This window comes from Aeromonas sp. MaB10011B (assembly GCF_017939325.1).
Taxonomy (GTDB): Bacteria; Pseudomonadota; Gammaproteobacteria; order Enterobacterales; family Aeromonadaceae; genus Aeromonas; species Aeromonas caviae.
In genome coordinates this window covers 36,734-52,475 of sequence record NZ_JAGKRK010000012.1, presented here as the reverse complement: position 1 = coordinate 52,475, position 15,742 = coordinate 36,734, and the positions used below count along the sequence as shown (strand labels likewise).

Below are 15,742 nucleotides of genomic sequence, written 5' to 3'. Positions count from 1 at the left end.
CCTTTACTAGCGGTGACGCACGCCCCTCATTCATCCAGGGTCACGTTGTCGAGAGTGCCTGCGCCCAGCTGCTCGCGACCCGACAGCTTGATGAGCAGTCGCAGGTCGTTGGCGGAGTCGGCATGGGCAAGGGCCTCACTGTAGCCAATTTGGCCGGCGCAGAACAGGGTGAACAGCGCCTGATCGAAGGTCTGCATGCCGAGCTCGCCGGATTTGGTCATCACCTCCTTGAGTCTGTGCATCTCTCCCTTGCGGATGATGTCGGTGACGAGCGGGGTGTTGAGCAGGATCTCGAAGGCGGCGACCCGGCGCTGCCCATGAGCGGAGGGGAGCAGCTGCTGGGCGACGATGGCGCGCAGGTTGAAGGAGAGATCGAACAGGAACTGGCGGTGCTTCTCCTGGGGGACCAGATGCAGGATGCGATCCAGCGCCTGGTTGGCATTGTTGGCGTGCAAGGTGGCGAGGCAGAGGTGTCCCGTCTCGGCGAACTGGATGGCGAACTCCATGGTCTCCTGGGAGCGGATTTCACCAATGAGGATGACATCCGGGGCCTGGCGCAGGGAGTTTTTGAGGGCGACATCGAAGGATGCGGTGTCGATCCCCACCTCCCGCTGGGTCACCAGACAGCGATCGTGCTGATGGACGAACTCCACCGGATCTTCCACCGTCAGGATGTGGCCGTCACCGTGCTGGTTGCGAAAGCCGATCATGGCCGCCTGGGTGGTGGACTTGCCGGCGCCAGTGGCGCCGACGAAGAGCACCAGCCCGCGTTTGGCCATGGCGACCTCCTGCAGGATGGGGGGCAGCACCAGCTCGTCAAAGGTGGGGATGCGGGTCTCGATGCGGCGCAGCACCATGCCCGGCATATCCTGTTGCCAGAAGGCGCTGACCCGAAAGCGCCCCAGCGAGCCTCGCTGGATGGCGTAGTTGGCCTCGCGGGTGTGCAGGAAGCGCTCGAAGTGGGTCTCGTCCAGGCTTTCTCTGATCAACGCCAGCGCCGTCGTCTTGTCGAGGGGAGCCGGCCCGAGCGACACCAGACGCCCGTTGACCTTGAGGGTCGGGGGGGCATCGACCGTGATGAAGAGATCCGAGCCCTTTTGTTCAACCAGTGCGGCGAGCAGAACATCCATGTTCATGGCGACTCCTTGGGTGTGCGAGCTTAAATGGTATTGGGATCGACCGCCTTGGCCTTGGCATCGAGGGAGGCGACGACCCCCCGGTTGACCAGCTGCTTGAGGCTCTGGTCCATGGTCTGCATGCCGTGGGTCATCCCGGTCTGGATGACGGAATAGAGCTGGGCCACCTTGTCTTCCCGGATGAGGTTTCGCACCGCCGGGATCCCCAGCATGATCTCGTGGGCCGCCACCCGGCCGCCACCGATACGCTTGAGCAGGGTCTGGGAGATGACCGCCCGCAGGGATTCGGAGAGCATGGATCGCACCATGTCCTTCTCCGAGCCGGGGAAGACGTCGATGATGCGGTCGATGGTCTTGGCAGCCGAGGAGGTGTGCAGGGTGCCAAACACCAGGTGACCGGTTTCGGCGGCGGTCATGGCGAGGCGGATGGTTTCGAGGTCCCGCATTTCACCTACCAGGATGATATCCGGGTCTTCCCGCAGGGCCGAGCGCAGGGCGTTGCTGAAGCTCTTGGTGTCGCGGTGTACTTCCCGCTGGTTCACCAGGCAGCGCTTGTTCTCGTGCACGAATTCGATGGGATCCTCGATGGTGAGGATGTGGTGGTGGAAGTTGTCATTGATGTAATCGACCATGGCGGCCAGGGTGGTGGATTTGCCCGAACCGGTGGGTCCAGTCACCAGCACCAGGCCGCGAGGGTACTCCGCTATCTTGCGAAATATCTCCGGCGCCCCCAGATCGTCCAGGGTCAGAACGGTGCTCGGGATGGTACGAAACACGGCGCCCGAGCCGCGCGCCTGCTGGAAGGCATTGACCCGAAAGCGTGCCATGCCGGGCACTTCGAAGGAGAAGTCCACCTCGAAGTTCTCCTCCAGCTCCTTGCGCTGGTGGTCATTCATGATGTCGTAAATGAGGGCATGGACTTCCCGGTGATCCAGGGCGGGCAAATTGATCTTGCGAACCTCCCCATCAACCCTGATCATCGGGGGGACCCCGGCCGAGAGGTGTAGATCCGAGGCCTTATGCTTTACACTGAATGCCAATAACTCTGTGATATCCATAGATTTGTTATTCTCCCATCACAAGATTACGAACGAAATATGAGCCAGATTGCCCAGCACCTGCTTCAGGTAAAGGAACGTATTGTAGAGGCTGCCCGGCGTGTTGGCCGCAGCCCAGATCACATCCAGTTGCTTGCTGTCAGCAAAACCAAGCCGCTGGGGGACATTCAGGCTGCCTATGCCGCCGGTCAGCGGCGCTTTGGCGAATCCTACGCCCAGGAGGCCGCGCTCAAGATTGATGCCTTGCGCGAGCAGAACGCCTGTACAGACATAGAGTGGCACTTTATCGGCCCGCTGCAATCGAACAAGTCCAAGCTGGTGGCGGAGCGGTTCGACTGGGTTCAAAGTGTCGATCGCGACAAGCTCATCGAACGCCTCAACAATCAGAGACCGGGTGGGCTCGCGCCGCTAAATATCTGTCTGCAAATCAATATTAGCGGAGAGACCAGCAAATCCGGTACGTCGGAGCAAGAGATTTTCCGCCTGGCCTCTCTGGTGGCCCAAAGCGAGCGGCTGCGGTTACGCGGCCTGATGGCCATCCCCGAGCATACCCGCGACGAGGGGGTGCTCGCGGCCCAGATGGCGCGCATGCAGGCTCTGTTCACCGAGCTTGCGCAACAATACCCGAGCGTCGACACCCTTTCGATGGGGATGACCGAGGATCTCGAGCCGGCCATTGCCCATGGCAGTACCATGGTGCGGGTCGGGACCGCCATCTTCGGGGCCCGCGACTATTCATGAGCAAGAGCCGGGGCGAGAAACACTCCCGGTCGTGCTTTTTTTTCAGGTAAACAGGCGCGTGTGATGCTGTCAGCCCGCACAGGCTGGGTCGGCATCCGCTGCGATGTCAGTAACAGGAGTGTTTGATGCAGCAGAGAACCCTCGCCTTCATCGGGGCAGGCAACATGAGCCGCAGTATCATTGCCGGCCTCATCCAGGCGGGCTACCCGGCAGAGCGTATCATCGCCGCCAATCCCAGCCGCCCCAAGCTGGACGAACTGGCCAGCCAGTTCGGCATCCGTATCACCCAGGATAACGCCGATGCGGCCCGGGAGGCCGAGGTGATCGTGCTGGCGGTCAAGCCCCAGCTGATGGCGGGCATGCTGACGGCGCTGGTGGCCGAGCTTGGCTCGCTGGATGGCAAGTTGCTCATCTCCATCGCTGCCGGCATTCGCGTCGCGCGCTTGCAGGAGATGGCAGGCGGTCACGATCGCATCATTCGCACCATGCCCAACACCCCCTCCTTGCTGGGGCTGGGGATGACCGGGCTCTATGCACCGCCCGCCATCGGGCAGGCCGATAGGGCGATGGCCGAACAGATGATGCAATCCGTGGGCAAGACCCTCTGGGTGGATGAGGAGGCCAGTATCAACGGCGTCATCGCGGCGGCGGGCAGTGCCCCGGCCTACTTCTTCCTGTTCATGCAAGCGATTGCCGAGGAGGCCGAGGCCATGGGCTTTACGCCAGAGCAGGCCCGCCTGCTGGTGCAGCAAACCGCCCTGGGGGCGGCCGCCATGGTGGAGCAGAATCCCGAGCTGTCGCTGCAGACCCTGCGCGAGCAGGTGACCAGCAAGGGCGGGACCACGGCCGAGGCCGTCAAGACATTCCAGGAGCAGGGGCTGATGCCGCTGACCGCAAGAGCCATGCAGGCGGCCGTTACCCGGGCCGGCGAAATGGAAACCCTTTTCTGAATCCCTTTTAGCAAGGAGCCCGGATGAACACGGCTTACTTTTTGATTAACACTGTCTTTGATCTCTACCTCATGGTGGTGCTGCTGCGGGTCTGGCTGCAGTGGGCGCGGGCCGACTTCTACAATCCCATGAGCCAGATGGTGGTCAAGCTGACCAACCCGCTGGTGGTGCCCCTGCGCCGCGTCATCCCGGGTTTTGGCGGGCTGGACATGGCCTCTGTGCTGCTGGCGCTGCTGATCGCCGTTGGCAAGTTGGTCCTGCTCAAGAGCATGAATGTGCTGCAGGCGGACTGGCTCACTCTCTGTCTGTTTGCGACGCTCACCGTGTTGAAGAAAGCGGGTTCCATGATCTTCTGGATCCTGCTGATCCGCGCCATCCTGAGCTGGGTCAGCCAGGGTCGCAACCCCATTGAATACGTGATGCACCAGCTCACTGAACCCTTCTTGGCCCCCATTCGCCGCATCCTGCCTGCACTGGGCGGGCTGGATCTCTCCGTGCTGGTCGCCTTCATCGCGCTGCAGGCCATCAACTACCTGATGGGGGATCTGTTCGGCCAGTTGTGGTGGATGATCTGATGCCCGCCGTCCTGCTGGAAGGGGACGAGCTGGTGTTGCATCTGATGATCCAGCCCAAGGCGAGCCGGGATCAGATCATCGGATTGCACGGTGATGAGTTGAAAGTGGCCATCACGGCGCCGCCGGTGGATGGTCAGGCCAACAGTCACCTGATCAAGTACCTGGCCAAGCAGTGCAAGGTGGCCAAGGGGCAGGTTCGCATCCTGCGGGGGGAGCTGGGTCGGCACAAGACGGTCGCCATCGACGCGCCAAAGCAGATCCCCGCCGAGATTGCCGCTCTGCTCGATAATCAGGGTTGATACGAGAGGGATGACATCATGAAAACAGCCTGGATGAGTTGCCTGCTGGCACTCCTGATGACGCTGCCGCTGCGGGCTGAGCAGATGCAGGAGCTGGGCCCCTGGAAAGTGCACTACAGCGCGTTCAACTCCAGCTTCCTCACCCCCGAGGTAGCCAGGACCTATGGCCTGGAGCGCAGCCGCTATAACGGCATCGTCAATATCGCGGTGCAGAACAAGCAGGGGGCGGCACAGGCGGTGGGGATCCGCGGCGAAGCCCGCAATCTGACCGGCACCCTTCGCCCCCTGAATTTTCAGGAGGTGAAAGAGGGGAATGCCATCTATTACCTGGCAGTGCTGCCCTATCGCAATGAGGACACCTACCAGTTCACCCTGAAGATCATGGGGGAGGGGCAGCAGCAGACGCTGACCTTCCAGCAGACCTTCTACGTCGACTAGATTGCAGGGTGAATGCAGATGCCCTGCCCCCACGGGGGCGGGGCATTTTTTTGCCCGGTGAACCTGTGCTCGACGTCAGTGGCTGGCCAGGGGATAGGTAAACAGGGCCAGGTGGGCGAAGTTGAACAGGAAGTGGAGCAGGATGGCGACACTGAGGCGCCCGCTCAGCTGGAACGCCAGGCCATAGCAGGCCCCCGCCAGCGCGGCGAACAACACCAGCAACGGGCCACCGGCAAGATGGGCTGCGCCGAACAGCAGGCTGGCGACCAGGAGACCTGCCCAGGGCGTGCTTCGGCTTGCCACCCCTTGCTGGATGCATCCCCGGAACAGCGCTTCTTCCGCCACACAGGTGAACAGCAGGTTGTTGAACGCGAACAGCCACCACCAGTGGGGCAGTCCCGCTTCGGGTTTGAGGGCGCCCAGTTGCCAGGCGGTGATGAGCAGGGCAGCGAGCGGCAGGATGAGCAGGGCCAGCGGCCGCCAGCGCATCGTTCCACCCGGGCCGAGCAGGCCGGGGACGGCCAGCAGCAGGGCGAAGAAAATGAGCGGCTTGTCCAGATTGAAGTAGAGGGTGAAGGGCACGCTGGCCGGGCCCGCCTGTACCTTGTCGAGTACCCTGAGATTGTCAAAGCCGGGCACCAGATGCAGCGTCAGGGCGAGGGACCACAGCAGGACCAGCGTCAGTGCGACGCCGCGCCAGGGTGGAGGCAGGGTGGGGGTACGCCAGGCCAGCAGCAGACCGGCGAGGCTGACAAGAGCGGCGAGGGGCGCGAGTCGCTCAAGCCAGAGGGCGGTAAGCAGGGCAAGTCCCAACAGGAGCATGCCCGGCCTGGTCCGGCGGGCGAGGCAGCAGAGTACGGCCAGCCCCAGGACGAGCCAGATGAGAATATCGGGGAGTGGTAACATCGAGTCTCCTTGTATGAATGAAGGGCGCACCTTAACGATCCCCATGGTCTGGTTCAAGGAAAAGGGACTGGCCGGCAGAAGACGCACAATGAAAAGCCGGAGCTGGGCTCCGGCTTGGGCGGCGGCAAGATGTCACCGAGAGAGGCGATGGCCTTCCCGTATCAGCGACCGGACTCGGCGATGACCCGGGCGATGATGTCGGCGCGTTTGCTGGCTTCCAGCTCGCCCAGGGCGATGAGACCGGCCTTGAAGATGACGTTCTTCGGCAGACTGACGTCATCCAGGGTGGTGATGGCCTCGACGTGCATGCCGTTCAGGCGGCTGGCATCGCGCGGGCTCAGGTTGACCTGGGTGTTCAGCACCTGCTTGCCCTTCTTCTTGGGCTGGGCGGGTTTCTTCGGTTGATCCAGCTCGTCTTCCGGCAGTTCGTCATCAAAATCGTAAATGGACATAGTCAATCCTGTTGGGTTGCAAGGGGCATGCTCGCCCGAATGGGGGTAATCAGCCCATATCCTCGTTGCGGATAAAGGCGCGCCAGGAGCCGAGTACCTGGGCAAAATCTTCCAGCCCGCACATGGCCAGCTGTTCATCATCGTAGTAGGCGAGATCGTCGAGATCCTCGTCCTGCTCGATATTGAGGACATTGGCCTTCACCTCGGCTTCCTCGTGGGTCAGCAGCAGGGAGTAGTCGCCCCCCAGCAGCCGGTATTCGGTGCGGGCCCGGCTGGAGAGCTGGTCGATGATGGCGAACAGCTCGTCGAGCTTCTCCTCGTCCTTGCCCACCTCGTCGATCAACCACTGGCCGATGGCTTCATGGCCCATGGAGAACCGGGCGCGATAGCCACCGAACGGGTCGCGGCGAAATTCATAATCCATAGCGGAGTCCATATCGGAGGGTGAAACCACCACGGCGCAAAGCGGCATGATGCCGGATCCTTGATCCATGGTGGGGCACTGATAGCGTAAAGTGGCCTATTCTAGCGATCCCCCCCGCGCTTGTCTTGATGATGTGGGATCTTTAACGGGTGATCCCGGTGATGGCGCACGCCGGGGACCCTGTCAACGAATGGTATGGAGAGGCAATGCAGCTCAACGACGCGCTCGCGCATCAGATAGTCAGCCGGGCGATGAAGATCCTCTCGTTCTCGGTCAACGTCATGGATGAGCGGGGACTCATCATTGCGTCCGGCAATCCGGAGCGGCTGCACCAGCGCCACGAGGGGGCCGTGCTGGCCCTGACCGAGAACCGGGTGGTGGAGATAAGCGAGGCCACCGCCCGGGAGCTCAAGGGGGTGAGGCCCGGCATCAACCTGCCCATCGCCTATCAGGGGGAGCTGCTCGGTGTCATCGGCATCTCTGGGGATCCGGACATCGTGCGTGCTTACGCCGAGCTGGTGCGCATGACCGCCGAGCTCATCCTGGAACAGGCGGCGCTCACCGAGCAGTTGCAGTGGGACAAGCGCCACAAGGAGGAGCTGGTGTTGCAGCTCATTCGCGGCGAAGGGCGGGCCGATCAATTGCAACAGGTGGCCCGCTTCCTCGAGCTGGATCTCGCCCAGCCCCGGGTGGTGGCCGTGCTGGCGCTGGAGGAGGCCGAGCCCGCCCAGGTGAGGGAGCTGGTTCACCTGCTGGAAAACCCGGAGCGGGACAACCTGGTGGCCATCAACGGCCTGGACGAGATAGTGGTACTCAAACCCGCCCAGCTCAGCGACGGCGTCTGGCAGTCGGCGCAGGAGCGCAGCCGGATCCGGCAGCTGCTCTCCCGTATTCCCCATTTCAAGGTTCGCATCGGGGTGGGTGATTACTTCGCCGGCATCCCCGGGCTGGCGCTCTCCTACCAGACGGCGCGAGACACCTTGCGCCGTGGCATGCGCCAGTCGCCCCGCAAGCAGGTCTATTTCTTCGAGGATTACCGGCTCTCAGTGCTGCTCGGCACCCTGGCGGACTCTTGGCAGGCGGATCAGCTGCGGGCTCCGCTGCAAAAGCTGGCGCAGGAGGACACAAAGGGAACGCTGCAAAAGACGCTGCGCCAATATTTCTTGCAGGATTGTGATCTGCATCCCTGTGCCGAAGCCCTGTTCATTCACCCCAACACCCTGCGTTATCGACTGACCCGGATAGAGCAGATAACCGGTTTGAATTTCAATAAGTTAGATGACAAATTTCTGCTCTATCTCGGGCTCAGTCTCGATAGCTGATTTGTCTTTTCCAACAAAAATACAAGGCCGGTAAATGCTTTTTTTGGTTTTATGGCCAAAGCATTCCAGGCGGGGATCCCCATAATGGCGCCATTCATTACAACAACAAGGTGCCCGTCATGATCCCAGTCTCCGCGCTCGGCGCGCTCGCCGCGCTTTCCATCGCCATCTTCCTCATCCTGAAGAAGGTGCCGCCCGCTTACGGCATGATTGTCGGTGCACTGGCCGGTGGCCTGATCGGTGGCGCCGACCTGACCCAGACCGTCGCCCTGATGATCGGCGGCGCCCAGGGGATCACCACGGCAGTGATGCGGATCCTGGCGGCGGGTGTGCTGGCCGGGGTGCTTATCGAATCGGGCGCCGCCACCACCATCGCCGAGACCATCGTCAAGAAACTCGGCGAAACCCGCGCCCTGCTGGCCCTGGCGCTGGCCACCCTGATCCTGACCGCGGTCGGCGTCTTCGTGGACGTGGCCGTCATCACGGTCGCCCCCATTGCGCTGGCCATCGCCCGCCGTGCCGATCTCTCCAAGGCGGCCATCCTGCTGGCGATGATAGGCGGTGGCAAGGCGGGCAACGTCATGTCTCCCAACCCCAACGCCATCGCGGCAGCCGATGCCTTCCACCTGCCTCTCACATCGGTGATGGCGGCGGGCATCATTCCCGGCCTGTTCGGTCTGGTGATGGCCTACTGGCTCGCCAAGCGCCTCAACAACCGGGGCAGCAAGGTGGCCGCCGACGAGGTGGTGAGCTTTGACGGTGCCAAGTTGCCCGGCTTTGCCGCCGCCATCAGTGCGCCCCTGGTCGCCATCCTGCTGCTGGCCCTGCGTCCCATCGCCGGTATCGTGGTGGACCCGCTCATTGCGCTGCCCCTCGGCGGCCTGGTCGGTGTCCTGATGATGGGCAAGTTCACCAAGGTGAACCAGTTTGCTGTCTCGGGCCTGGCCCGCATGGCGCCGGTGGCCATCATGCTGCTGGGGACGGGGACCCTGGCGGGCATCATCGCCAACTCCGGCCTGAAAGATGTGCTCATCAGCGGCCTGACCGCTTCCGGTCTGCCCTCCTATCTGCTGGCCCCCATCTCCGGTGCCCTGATGTCGCTGGCGACCGCCTCGACCACGGCCGGGACCGTGGTGGCCTCCAACGTGTTCAGCGCCACTCTGATTGAACTGGGGATCAGCAGCCTGGCAGGGGCCGCCATGATCCACGCCGGCGCCACTGTGTTTGACCACATGCCCCACGGCTCCTTCTTCCATGCCACCGGCGGCAGCGTCCACATGGGCGTCGGCGAGCGACTCAAGCTCATCCCCTACGAAACCGCGGTCGGTCTGACCATCGCCGTTGTCTCCACCCTGATGTTTGGCGTGTTTGGCCTCGCCTAAGGAACTGATATGAAAATTGTGATCGCCCCCGATTCATTCAAGGAGAGCCTGAGCGCCATGGCGGTGGCCGATGCCATCGAGGCCGGTTTCAAGCAGGTGCTGCCGGATGCCACCTACGTCAAGCTGCCCATGGCCGATGGCGGCGAGGGGACGGTGCAGTCTCTGGTGGATGCCACCGGTGGTCGCATCCTGCCGGTCGAGGTGACCGCCCCCCTCGGCAACAGGGTACAGGGCTTCGTGGGCCTGCTGGGGGATGGCAAGCGCGCCGTCATCGAGATGGCGGCGGCCTCCGGCCTCCATCTGGTGGCGCCCGAGCTGCGCAATCCGCGGCTCACCTCCAGTGTCGGCACCGGGGAGCTGATCCTGGCCGCGCTGGAGATGGGGGTGAACCACCTCATCCTCGGCATCGGCGGCAGCGCCACCAATGATGGCGGTGCCGGCATGATCCAGGCACTCGGCGGCAAGCTCCTGAAAGCAGATGGTACCCCCATTGCGCCGGGCGGTGCCGGTCTGGCCGAGCTGGCCACCATCGACCTGAGCGGGCTGGATCCACGTCTGACCGGACTCACCATCGAGGTGGCCTGCGACGTGGACAATCCGCTGTGCGGCCCGAAAGGGGCGTCCGCCGTGTTCGGTCCGCAGAAGGGGGCAACTCCCGAGATGGTGGCCGAGCTGGATGCCAATCTGGCCCGTTACGCGGACTGTATCGAGCAGGCGCTCGGCAAGCAGGTGAAGGAGATCCCGGGAACGGGGGCCGCAGGCGGCATGGGGGCAGCCCTGGTGGGGCTGCTCGGCGCCGAGCTCAAACCCGGCATCCGGATCGTCATCGAGGCGCTGAATCTGGCTAAGGCGGTGGCCGATGCGGATCTGGTCATCACCGGCGAGGGCCGCATCGACAGCCAGACCATCCACGGCAAGACGCCCATCGGGGTGGCTCGCTGTGCCAAGCAGTTCGGTAAGCCGGTGATCGGCATCGCCGGATGCCTCACCGATGACTGCGGCGTGGTGCACGAGCACGGGCTGGATGCGGTGTTCGCCGTGGTCAATCGGGCCATGTCCCTGCCGGAGGCGCTGGCCACCGCCACCACCAACCTGCAGCTCACGGCCCGCAACGTGGCGGCTCTCTACCTGCTGCGCAAATGACCCTCTCTCCTGGCCGATGCGGTGCATCGGCCTGACCCTGCCCCGTGCAGCAGAGTGAGCGGCCCGGCGTGGCACCTCTGACGCACTTGCCGATCCTTGGGTCGGCTTTTTTTATTATCCTGCTGTCTTTCATATGGTTTTTGTATTCTGACAAGGGGCTTTGCGGCATAGTGATCTCCCGACAGTGAGGGAGCCACGAGAAACAAGGCCCGCCTGAGGGAGGGCTTCCCATTCCGGGGGGCAATATGCGAGGTGCGAGCCATGATCCTGCTGACCCTGGGGGTGGTGTTGTTCACCCTGACTCATCTTTACCCCTGTTTTGCGGCACAGCACCGCGCCCGTCTGCGGGCTCGGCTGGGGGAGAACCGCTACAAGGGGCTCTTCTCGCTGCTGGTGTTCGTCGCCATCGGCTGCATCCTCGCAGGCTGGCGCAGTGCCAGCCCCATGCCTCTCTATTTTCTGCCTGTCTGGGGGCCCACCCTGGTGATGGGGATCATGCCGATCGCCCTTGTCCTGCTGTGCGCGGGGCAGGTGGCCAACCATTTCCGCCGTTGGCTGGTGCATCCCCAGCTGCTCGGGGTGCTGCTCTGGTCGGGGGCCCATCTGGCGGTAAACAGCGAGGCGCGCTCCCTGGTGCTGTTTGGCGGGCTCGGTCTCTGGACACTCATCAGCATCGTCTGGATTTCGATGCGGGAGTGGGGTCGTCACCCCCGTGCCGCCGCCACCTGGCAGGGGACGGGGATCAGTCTGGGGGCGGGGCTGGCCCTCACGGCTCTGCTTATCTTCTGGGGACACGGCTGGCTGACCGGGATCCCCCTGCACTGATCCCTGAACCAGATTCCAGGGTCTTGCGTATGATGGACAAAACAATGGGAGTCACGTCGATGAAATGGTTCACCCTGCTGCTGATGCTCGGCTCGGGCGCGGTCTCTGCCGCCTGCCCCGATTACTTCAACGTGGAGATGCGGGAGCTCAACAGCACCCAGCGCCACAACCTCTGCCAGTTGACCGAAGGCAAGGTGGTGCTGGTGGTCAACACCGCCTCCTACTGTGGTTACAGCGGTCAGTTCCGGGATCTGGAAGCCCTCTATCAGGGCTACAAGGAGAAGGGACTGATGGTGTTGGGCTTCCCCTCCAACGATTTCTGGCAGGAGGCGGGCAACGAGAACAAAACCGCCGAGGTGTGCCGCCGGGACTACGGGGTGACCTTCCCCATGTTCAACCGGGTGGCGGTGCGGGGTTCGGATGCAGTGCCGCTGTTCAAGGGGCTGGCCGCGGCTGCCGACGGTGATGCGCCCAACTGGAACTTCCACAAGTACCTGGTCGGGCGGGACGGCAAGCTGATTGCGAGCTATGGCGCCAACCAGAATCCGTCGGATGATCCTCTCAAACAGCAGATCATCGATGCCCTGGGGCACTGACCCTACCCCATGGCGGGCCACTCTGGAATAATGCAGCCCCGCCATCCACTCCGGTGACACCGTGCTGCAACGTCTTCCCCAAATGGTGATCTTCGATGCCCTGGTTCGTGAACAGGGCATCTCGGCGGCTGCGCGCCGCCTCGGGGTCTCCAAATCCCACATCAGCAAGCAGCTCGCCCTGCTGGAAACCGCGCTCGGCGCCCAGCTGGTACAGCGCACTACCCGCCGTTTCGGGCTCACCGAACTGGGTCAGGAGTATGCCCGCCACTGCCGCGCTCTGGTAGCGGTGGCACTGGAGGCGGAATCCATGGTGGCGGAGCGCCGTGGCAAGGTGAGCGGCGTGCTCCATCTGGGGGTTGGTCAATCCTTCGGGCGGTTGCACGTGATCCCGCGCCTCAAGGCGTTTCAGGCACGTTATCCGGATCTGGAGCTGGAGGTGTCCCTGTTCGATCACCGCACCAATCTGGTGGATGAGGGGCTGGATCTCTGGATCACCACCTACGAGGACAAACCCGAGTCCCTGGTAGGGCAGCGACTGGCAGACATCGGTTTCGTGCTGGTGGCCTCGCCGGATTATCTGCTGAGTCACGGCACACCACTGCACCCCAGGGATCTGGGCCATCACAATTGCATCACCTACCAGAGCCGGGAGCGGCGCTACCACGAGTGGTCATTTCGCCAGGGCAAGGAGCGCCAGACGGTGCAGGTGGCGGGCAACTATCGGGTGGATCTGGCGGAAGCGGTGCGTGACGCCGCCCTGGCCGGGCTCGGCATCGCCTATGTGGCCAACTACCTGCTGGACAAGGAGCTGCAATCTGGTCAGCTCATCCCTCTGCTGCCCCAGTGGCAACCGAACCAGAAGATGGCGGTGCACGCCGTCTATGCCAGGCGAGAGCATCTGGATCCCAAGATCCGGTTGTTCATCGACTTCCTCAAGGAGAGCTTCGGACCCGGGCCCTACTGGGCGCAGCGACTCGCACCCTGGCTCGGGGGGAAATTGTCCGGCACCGAGGAATAATCGTTTCCATACAAGAACACTGGCGTGAGTGCGGTTTCAAAGTTGTGTCAAATCAGTCAGTTGGCGCAACCGATATCGTGCAAACGTTTTTGCTAACAGGGTTGTAACCCGGCAGGGTTGCGGCGGTGAGGGGAGGGGAGCAGAATCCGCGCCCATCTTCAGCCTCACTGGATGGAATCCCCATGATTGCCCTGCTTGGTATCCTGAGCATCCTGGCCCTGGCCGCACTCTGCTCTGATAATCGTCGTCGTATCCCGTTGCGAACAGTGGGCTTTGCCCTCTGCCTGCAAGTGCTCTTCGCCGCCCTGGTGCTCTGGCTGCCCGCCGGTCAGCAGGTCTTGAACGGTGTCAGCGAGAGCGTCAGCAGCGTAATCGGCTACGGCCAGGAGGGGATTGCCTTCCTGTTCGGGGATCTGGCCAAGTTCAAGCTGGGCTTCATTTTCGCCTTCAACGTGCTGCCGGTGATCATCTTCTTCTCCGCGCTGATCGCCATCCTCTATCACATCGGCCTGATGCCCAAAGTGATCGCCCTGCTCGGCGGCGGCCTGCAGAAATTGCTGGGCACCGGCCGCGCCGAGAGCCTCTCTGCCACCGCCAACATCTTCGTCGGCATGGTGGAAGCGCCGCTGGTGGTCAAACCCTATCTCTCCAGGATGTCCGATTCCCAGTTCTTTGCGGTGATGAGCTGCGGGCTGGCCTCGGTAGCCGGCGGCACCCTGGTGGGCTACGCCAGCATCGGGGTCGAGCTGAAATACCTGATTGCGGCGGCCTTCATGTCCGCCCCTGCCGGGCTTGCCATGGCCAAGATCCTGGTGCCGCCCGCCGCGCAAGAGGAAGATCACCACGAAGACGTGGAGATCCCCCGCGCCACCAACGTCATTGAAGCGGCCGCCGATGGTGCCATGGCGGGTCTCAACATCGCCGTCGCCGTGGGGGCGACCCTGCTGGCCTTCGTCGGCGTGATCGCCCTGCTCAACGGCCTGCTGGGCTGGGCCGGCGACCTGGTGGGGCTGGAGCTGAGCTTCCAGATCATCCTGGGCTGGCTGTTTGCCCCCGTCTCCTGGCTCATCGGCGTCCCCTGGGATCAGGCCCAGGCGGCCGGTGCCCTGATCGGCACCAAGATCGTCATCAACGAGTTCGTCGCCTTCATTGCCTTGGTGCAGGATCAGACCCTGAACGAGTCGAGCAAGGCCATCGTCACCTTCGCCCTGTGCGGTTTCGCCAACATCTCTTCCATGGCGATCCTCATCGGCGGCCTGGGGGCCATGGTGCCGGAGCGCAAGTCCTTCATCGCCCGCTACGGCATGCGCGCCATCCTGGCGGGGGTGCTGGCAAACCTGATGAGCGCCTCCCTGGCAGGCTTGTTCCTCGCCCTCTGATAGACCCTGGAAGTCAGCACCTTCCGGTCATTGCCCGCTTCGGCGGGCTTTTTTGCACCCGCTTGCAGGCAAAAAAAGCGCCTCTGGGGAGGCGCGGGGAAAAGACAGATTGGAAGCGTCACATGGGTGCCACCTGAATGAGGGATGAGCCGTCCCATCCAAGTGTGAAGCCATGATGCCTGATACTCTCTGAAGCGCTTCTGAGGCGATTCTTCATACTGTGTTCATTTTCAAAATGCTGCTGTAATGTGATTTTTAAATGATTGATGCTGAAATAAAATAAATAATCAGTGATTTATTTTGTTGTGCAGCTCAAAGGAAAGATGAATCGGGGCGGTGGGCATGCTCCTGCCATGGGGCGGTTCCGTCGGAATATTATCCCGATGCCTGCTCAACGCATCACGTAACCATGCTGCAAGATGGCAAGCAACCAGCATGTGATTGGGGTGTTGCCCGTCATGAGCAGTGCAACGCGGTCTGCTATTGGGACCAGCAACTCGTATGTGATGGAGATGCCGCTCGTCAGAGGATCCGCGCGGGTGGCCTGTGGTCTGTGGTGCCTGCACCCGCAACCCGCATTTGACAGGAGGCGCGCCCTTTCATGGGGTCAGCGCGAAGTGGTCTGCGGTTTCCTGCTCCAGTGCCAGCAACCAGCGCTTGATGGGGATGCCTCCCCCGTAGCCGGTCAGTTCACCGCTGCGCCCTATGACCCTGTGGCAGGGCACTATGATGCTGAGGGGATTGCGGCCGTTGGCGGCGCCCACCGCCCGCACGGCCCTGGGGTTGCCGATGGCCTCTGCAATCTGGAGGTAGCTGACGGTCTCGCCGTAGGGAATGTCGCACAACGCCCGCCATACGGCCTGCTGGAATGGTGTGCCCGTGGCGGCCAGGGGGAGATCGAAGCGCCGCAGTCGGCCGGCAAAGTAGGCGGCAAACTGCTCGACGAAGGGGGCCAGGGCGGCATCATCCCGCTGCCACTCCGGTTGCGGCAGGACGGGACGCTCCCCTTGCATGAATTCCACGTGGCGCAGCCCGGCCCCATCGATGGCGATGAGCAGGGGCCCCTTGGCACATTCACAAAAGCTGTACTGCATTCTC

General features: G+C 62.8%; 18 protein-coding genes. 12 read left to right on the top strand and 6 right to left on the bottom strand.

All coding sequences use genetic code 11. From position 1 onward, the window contains the following. Positions 1-26: 26 nt before the first annotated feature. Positions 27-1,136: a PilT/PilU family type 4a pilus ATPase gene (locus J9893_RS05440; protein WP_042882153.1), complete on the bottom strand. Its 1,110-nt coding sequence runs from the start codon at positions 1,134-1,136 to the stop codon at positions 27-29. Positions 1,137-1,159: 23 nt separating this feature from the next. Then, positions 1,160-2,194: a type IVa pilus ATPase TapT gene (gene tapT, locus J9893_RS05435; protein ID WP_010673050.1), complete on the bottom strand. Its 1,035-nt coding sequence runs from the start codon at positions 2,192-2,194 to the stop codon at positions 1,160-1,162. 39 nt (positions 2,195-2,233) lie between these two features. Here tapT and J9893_RS05430 point away from each other — a divergent pair, with 39 nt between their 5' ends. The 5 genes from J9893_RS05430 (at position 2,234) to J9893_RS05410 (ending at position 5,197) form a co-directional block, all read left to right on the top strand. Further along, positions 2,234-2,935: a YggS family pyridoxal phosphate-dependent enzyme gene (locus J9893_RS05430; protein ID WP_201890508.1), complete on the top strand. Its 702-nt coding sequence runs from the start codon at positions 2,234-2,236 to the stop codon at positions 2,933-2,935. Between the two features lie 125 nt (positions 2,936-3,060). Continuing rightward, positions 3,061-3,885, top strand: coding sequence for a pyrroline-5-carboxylate reductase (gene proC / locus J9893_RS05425; protein ID WP_210600292.1), 825 nt, complete (start codon positions 3,061-3,063; stop codon positions 3,883-3,885). A 23-nt stretch (positions 3,886-3,908) separates the two neighbouring features. After that, positions 3,909-4,460, top strand: coding sequence for a YggT family protein (locus tag J9893_RS05420; RefSeq protein WP_042014922.1), 552 nt, complete (start codon positions 3,909-3,911; stop codon positions 4,458-4,460). Next, complete coding sequence (gene yggU, locus J9893_RS05415) at positions 4,460-4,759, top strand: DUF167 family protein YggU (RefSeq protein ID WP_010673054.1); 300 nt, start codon at positions 4,460-4,462, stop codon at positions 4,757-4,759. The genes J9893_RS05420 and yggU overlap by 1 nt, the downstream gene beginning before the upstream one ends. Positions 4,760-4,777: 18 nt before the next feature. Then, a complete protein-coding gene (locus J9893_RS05410; protein WP_201890510.1) occupies positions 4,778-5,197 on the top strand; it encodes a DUF4426 domain-containing protein in 420 nt (139 codons plus the stop codon). 75 nt (positions 5,198-5,272) lie between these two features. Here J9893_RS05410 and J9893_RS05405 read toward each other — a convergent pair whose 3' ends face one another. The 3 genes from J9893_RS05405 to J9893_RS05395 form a co-directional block, all read right to left on the bottom strand. Then, a complete protein-coding gene (locus J9893_RS05405; RefSeq protein WP_201890511.1) occupies positions 5,273-6,103 on the bottom strand; it encodes a CPBP family intramembrane glutamic endopeptidase in 831 nt (276 codons plus the stop codon). A 161-nt stretch (positions 6,104-6,264) separates the two neighbouring features. Then, a complete protein-coding gene (locus tag J9893_RS05400; protein ID WP_039039963.1) occupies positions 6,265-6,555 on the bottom strand; it encodes a hypothetical protein in 291 nt (96 codons plus the stop codon). Between the two features lie 49 nt (positions 6,556-6,604). Continuing rightward, positions 6,605-6,979, bottom strand: a complete 375-nt coding sequence (locus tag J9893_RS05395) for a YacL family protein (protein ID WP_039039964.1) — start codon at positions 6,977-6,979, stop codon at positions 6,605-6,607. A 206-nt stretch (positions 6,980-7,185) separates the two neighbouring features. On the opposite strand from J9893_RS05395, the gene J9893_RS05390 reads away from it, so the two are divergent. The 7 genes from J9893_RS05390 (at position 7,186) to J9893_RS05360 (ending at position 14,644) form a co-directional block, all read left to right on the top strand. Continuing rightward, a complete protein-coding gene (locus tag J9893_RS05390; protein ID WP_039039965.1) occupies positions 7,186-8,301 on the top strand; it encodes a sugar diacid recognition domain-containing protein in 1,116 nt (371 codons plus the stop codon). 119 nt (positions 8,302-8,420) lie between these two features. Next, a complete protein-coding gene (locus J9893_RS05385; protein WP_210600294.1) occupies positions 8,421-9,683 on the top strand; it encodes a GntP family permease in 1,263 nt (420 codons plus the stop codon). A 9-nt stretch (positions 9,684-9,692) separates the two neighbouring features. After that, positions 9,693-10,826: a glycerate kinase gene (locus J9893_RS05380; protein WP_182955349.1), complete on the top strand. Its 1,134-nt coding sequence runs from the start codon at positions 9,693-9,695 to the stop codon at positions 10,824-10,826. A gap of 261 nt (positions 10,827-11,087) precedes the next feature. Continuing rightward, positions 11,088-11,651, top strand: a complete 564-nt coding sequence (locus J9893_RS05375; RefSeq protein ID WP_210600295.1) for an NnrU family protein — start codon at positions 11,088-11,090, stop codon at positions 11,649-11,651. A 59-nt stretch (positions 11,652-11,710) separates the two neighbouring features. Beyond that, the gene (locus J9893_RS05370; RefSeq protein WP_010673063.1) at positions 11,711-12,247 is read left to right on the top strand and encodes a glutathione peroxidase; all 537 of its coding nucleotides are present in this window, start codon (positions 11,711-11,713) and stop codon (positions 12,245-12,247) included. 82 nt (positions 12,248-12,329) lie between these two features. Then, positions 12,330-13,265 (top strand): LysR family transcriptional regulator, encoded by a 936-nt coding sequence (locus J9893_RS05365; RefSeq protein WP_210600336.1) that lies wholly within the window; start codon positions 12,330-12,332, stop codon positions 13,263-13,265. A gap of 182 nt (positions 13,266-13,447) precedes the next feature. Continuing rightward, positions 13,448-14,644, top strand: a complete 1,197-nt coding sequence (locus J9893_RS05360; protein ID WP_041214468.1) for a NupC/NupG family nucleoside CNT transporter — start codon at positions 13,448-13,450, stop codon at positions 14,642-14,644. A gap of 599 nt (positions 14,645-15,243) precedes the next feature. On the opposite strand, the gene J9893_RS05355 is transcribed toward J9893_RS05360, so the two are convergent. Then, positions 15,244-15,738: a methylated-DNA--[protein]-cysteine S-methyltransferase gene (locus J9893_RS05355; RefSeq protein ID WP_124813111.1), complete on the bottom strand. Its 495-nt coding sequence runs from the start codon at positions 15,736-15,738 to the stop codon at positions 15,244-15,246. Positions 15,739-15,742 lie beyond the last annotated feature (4 nt).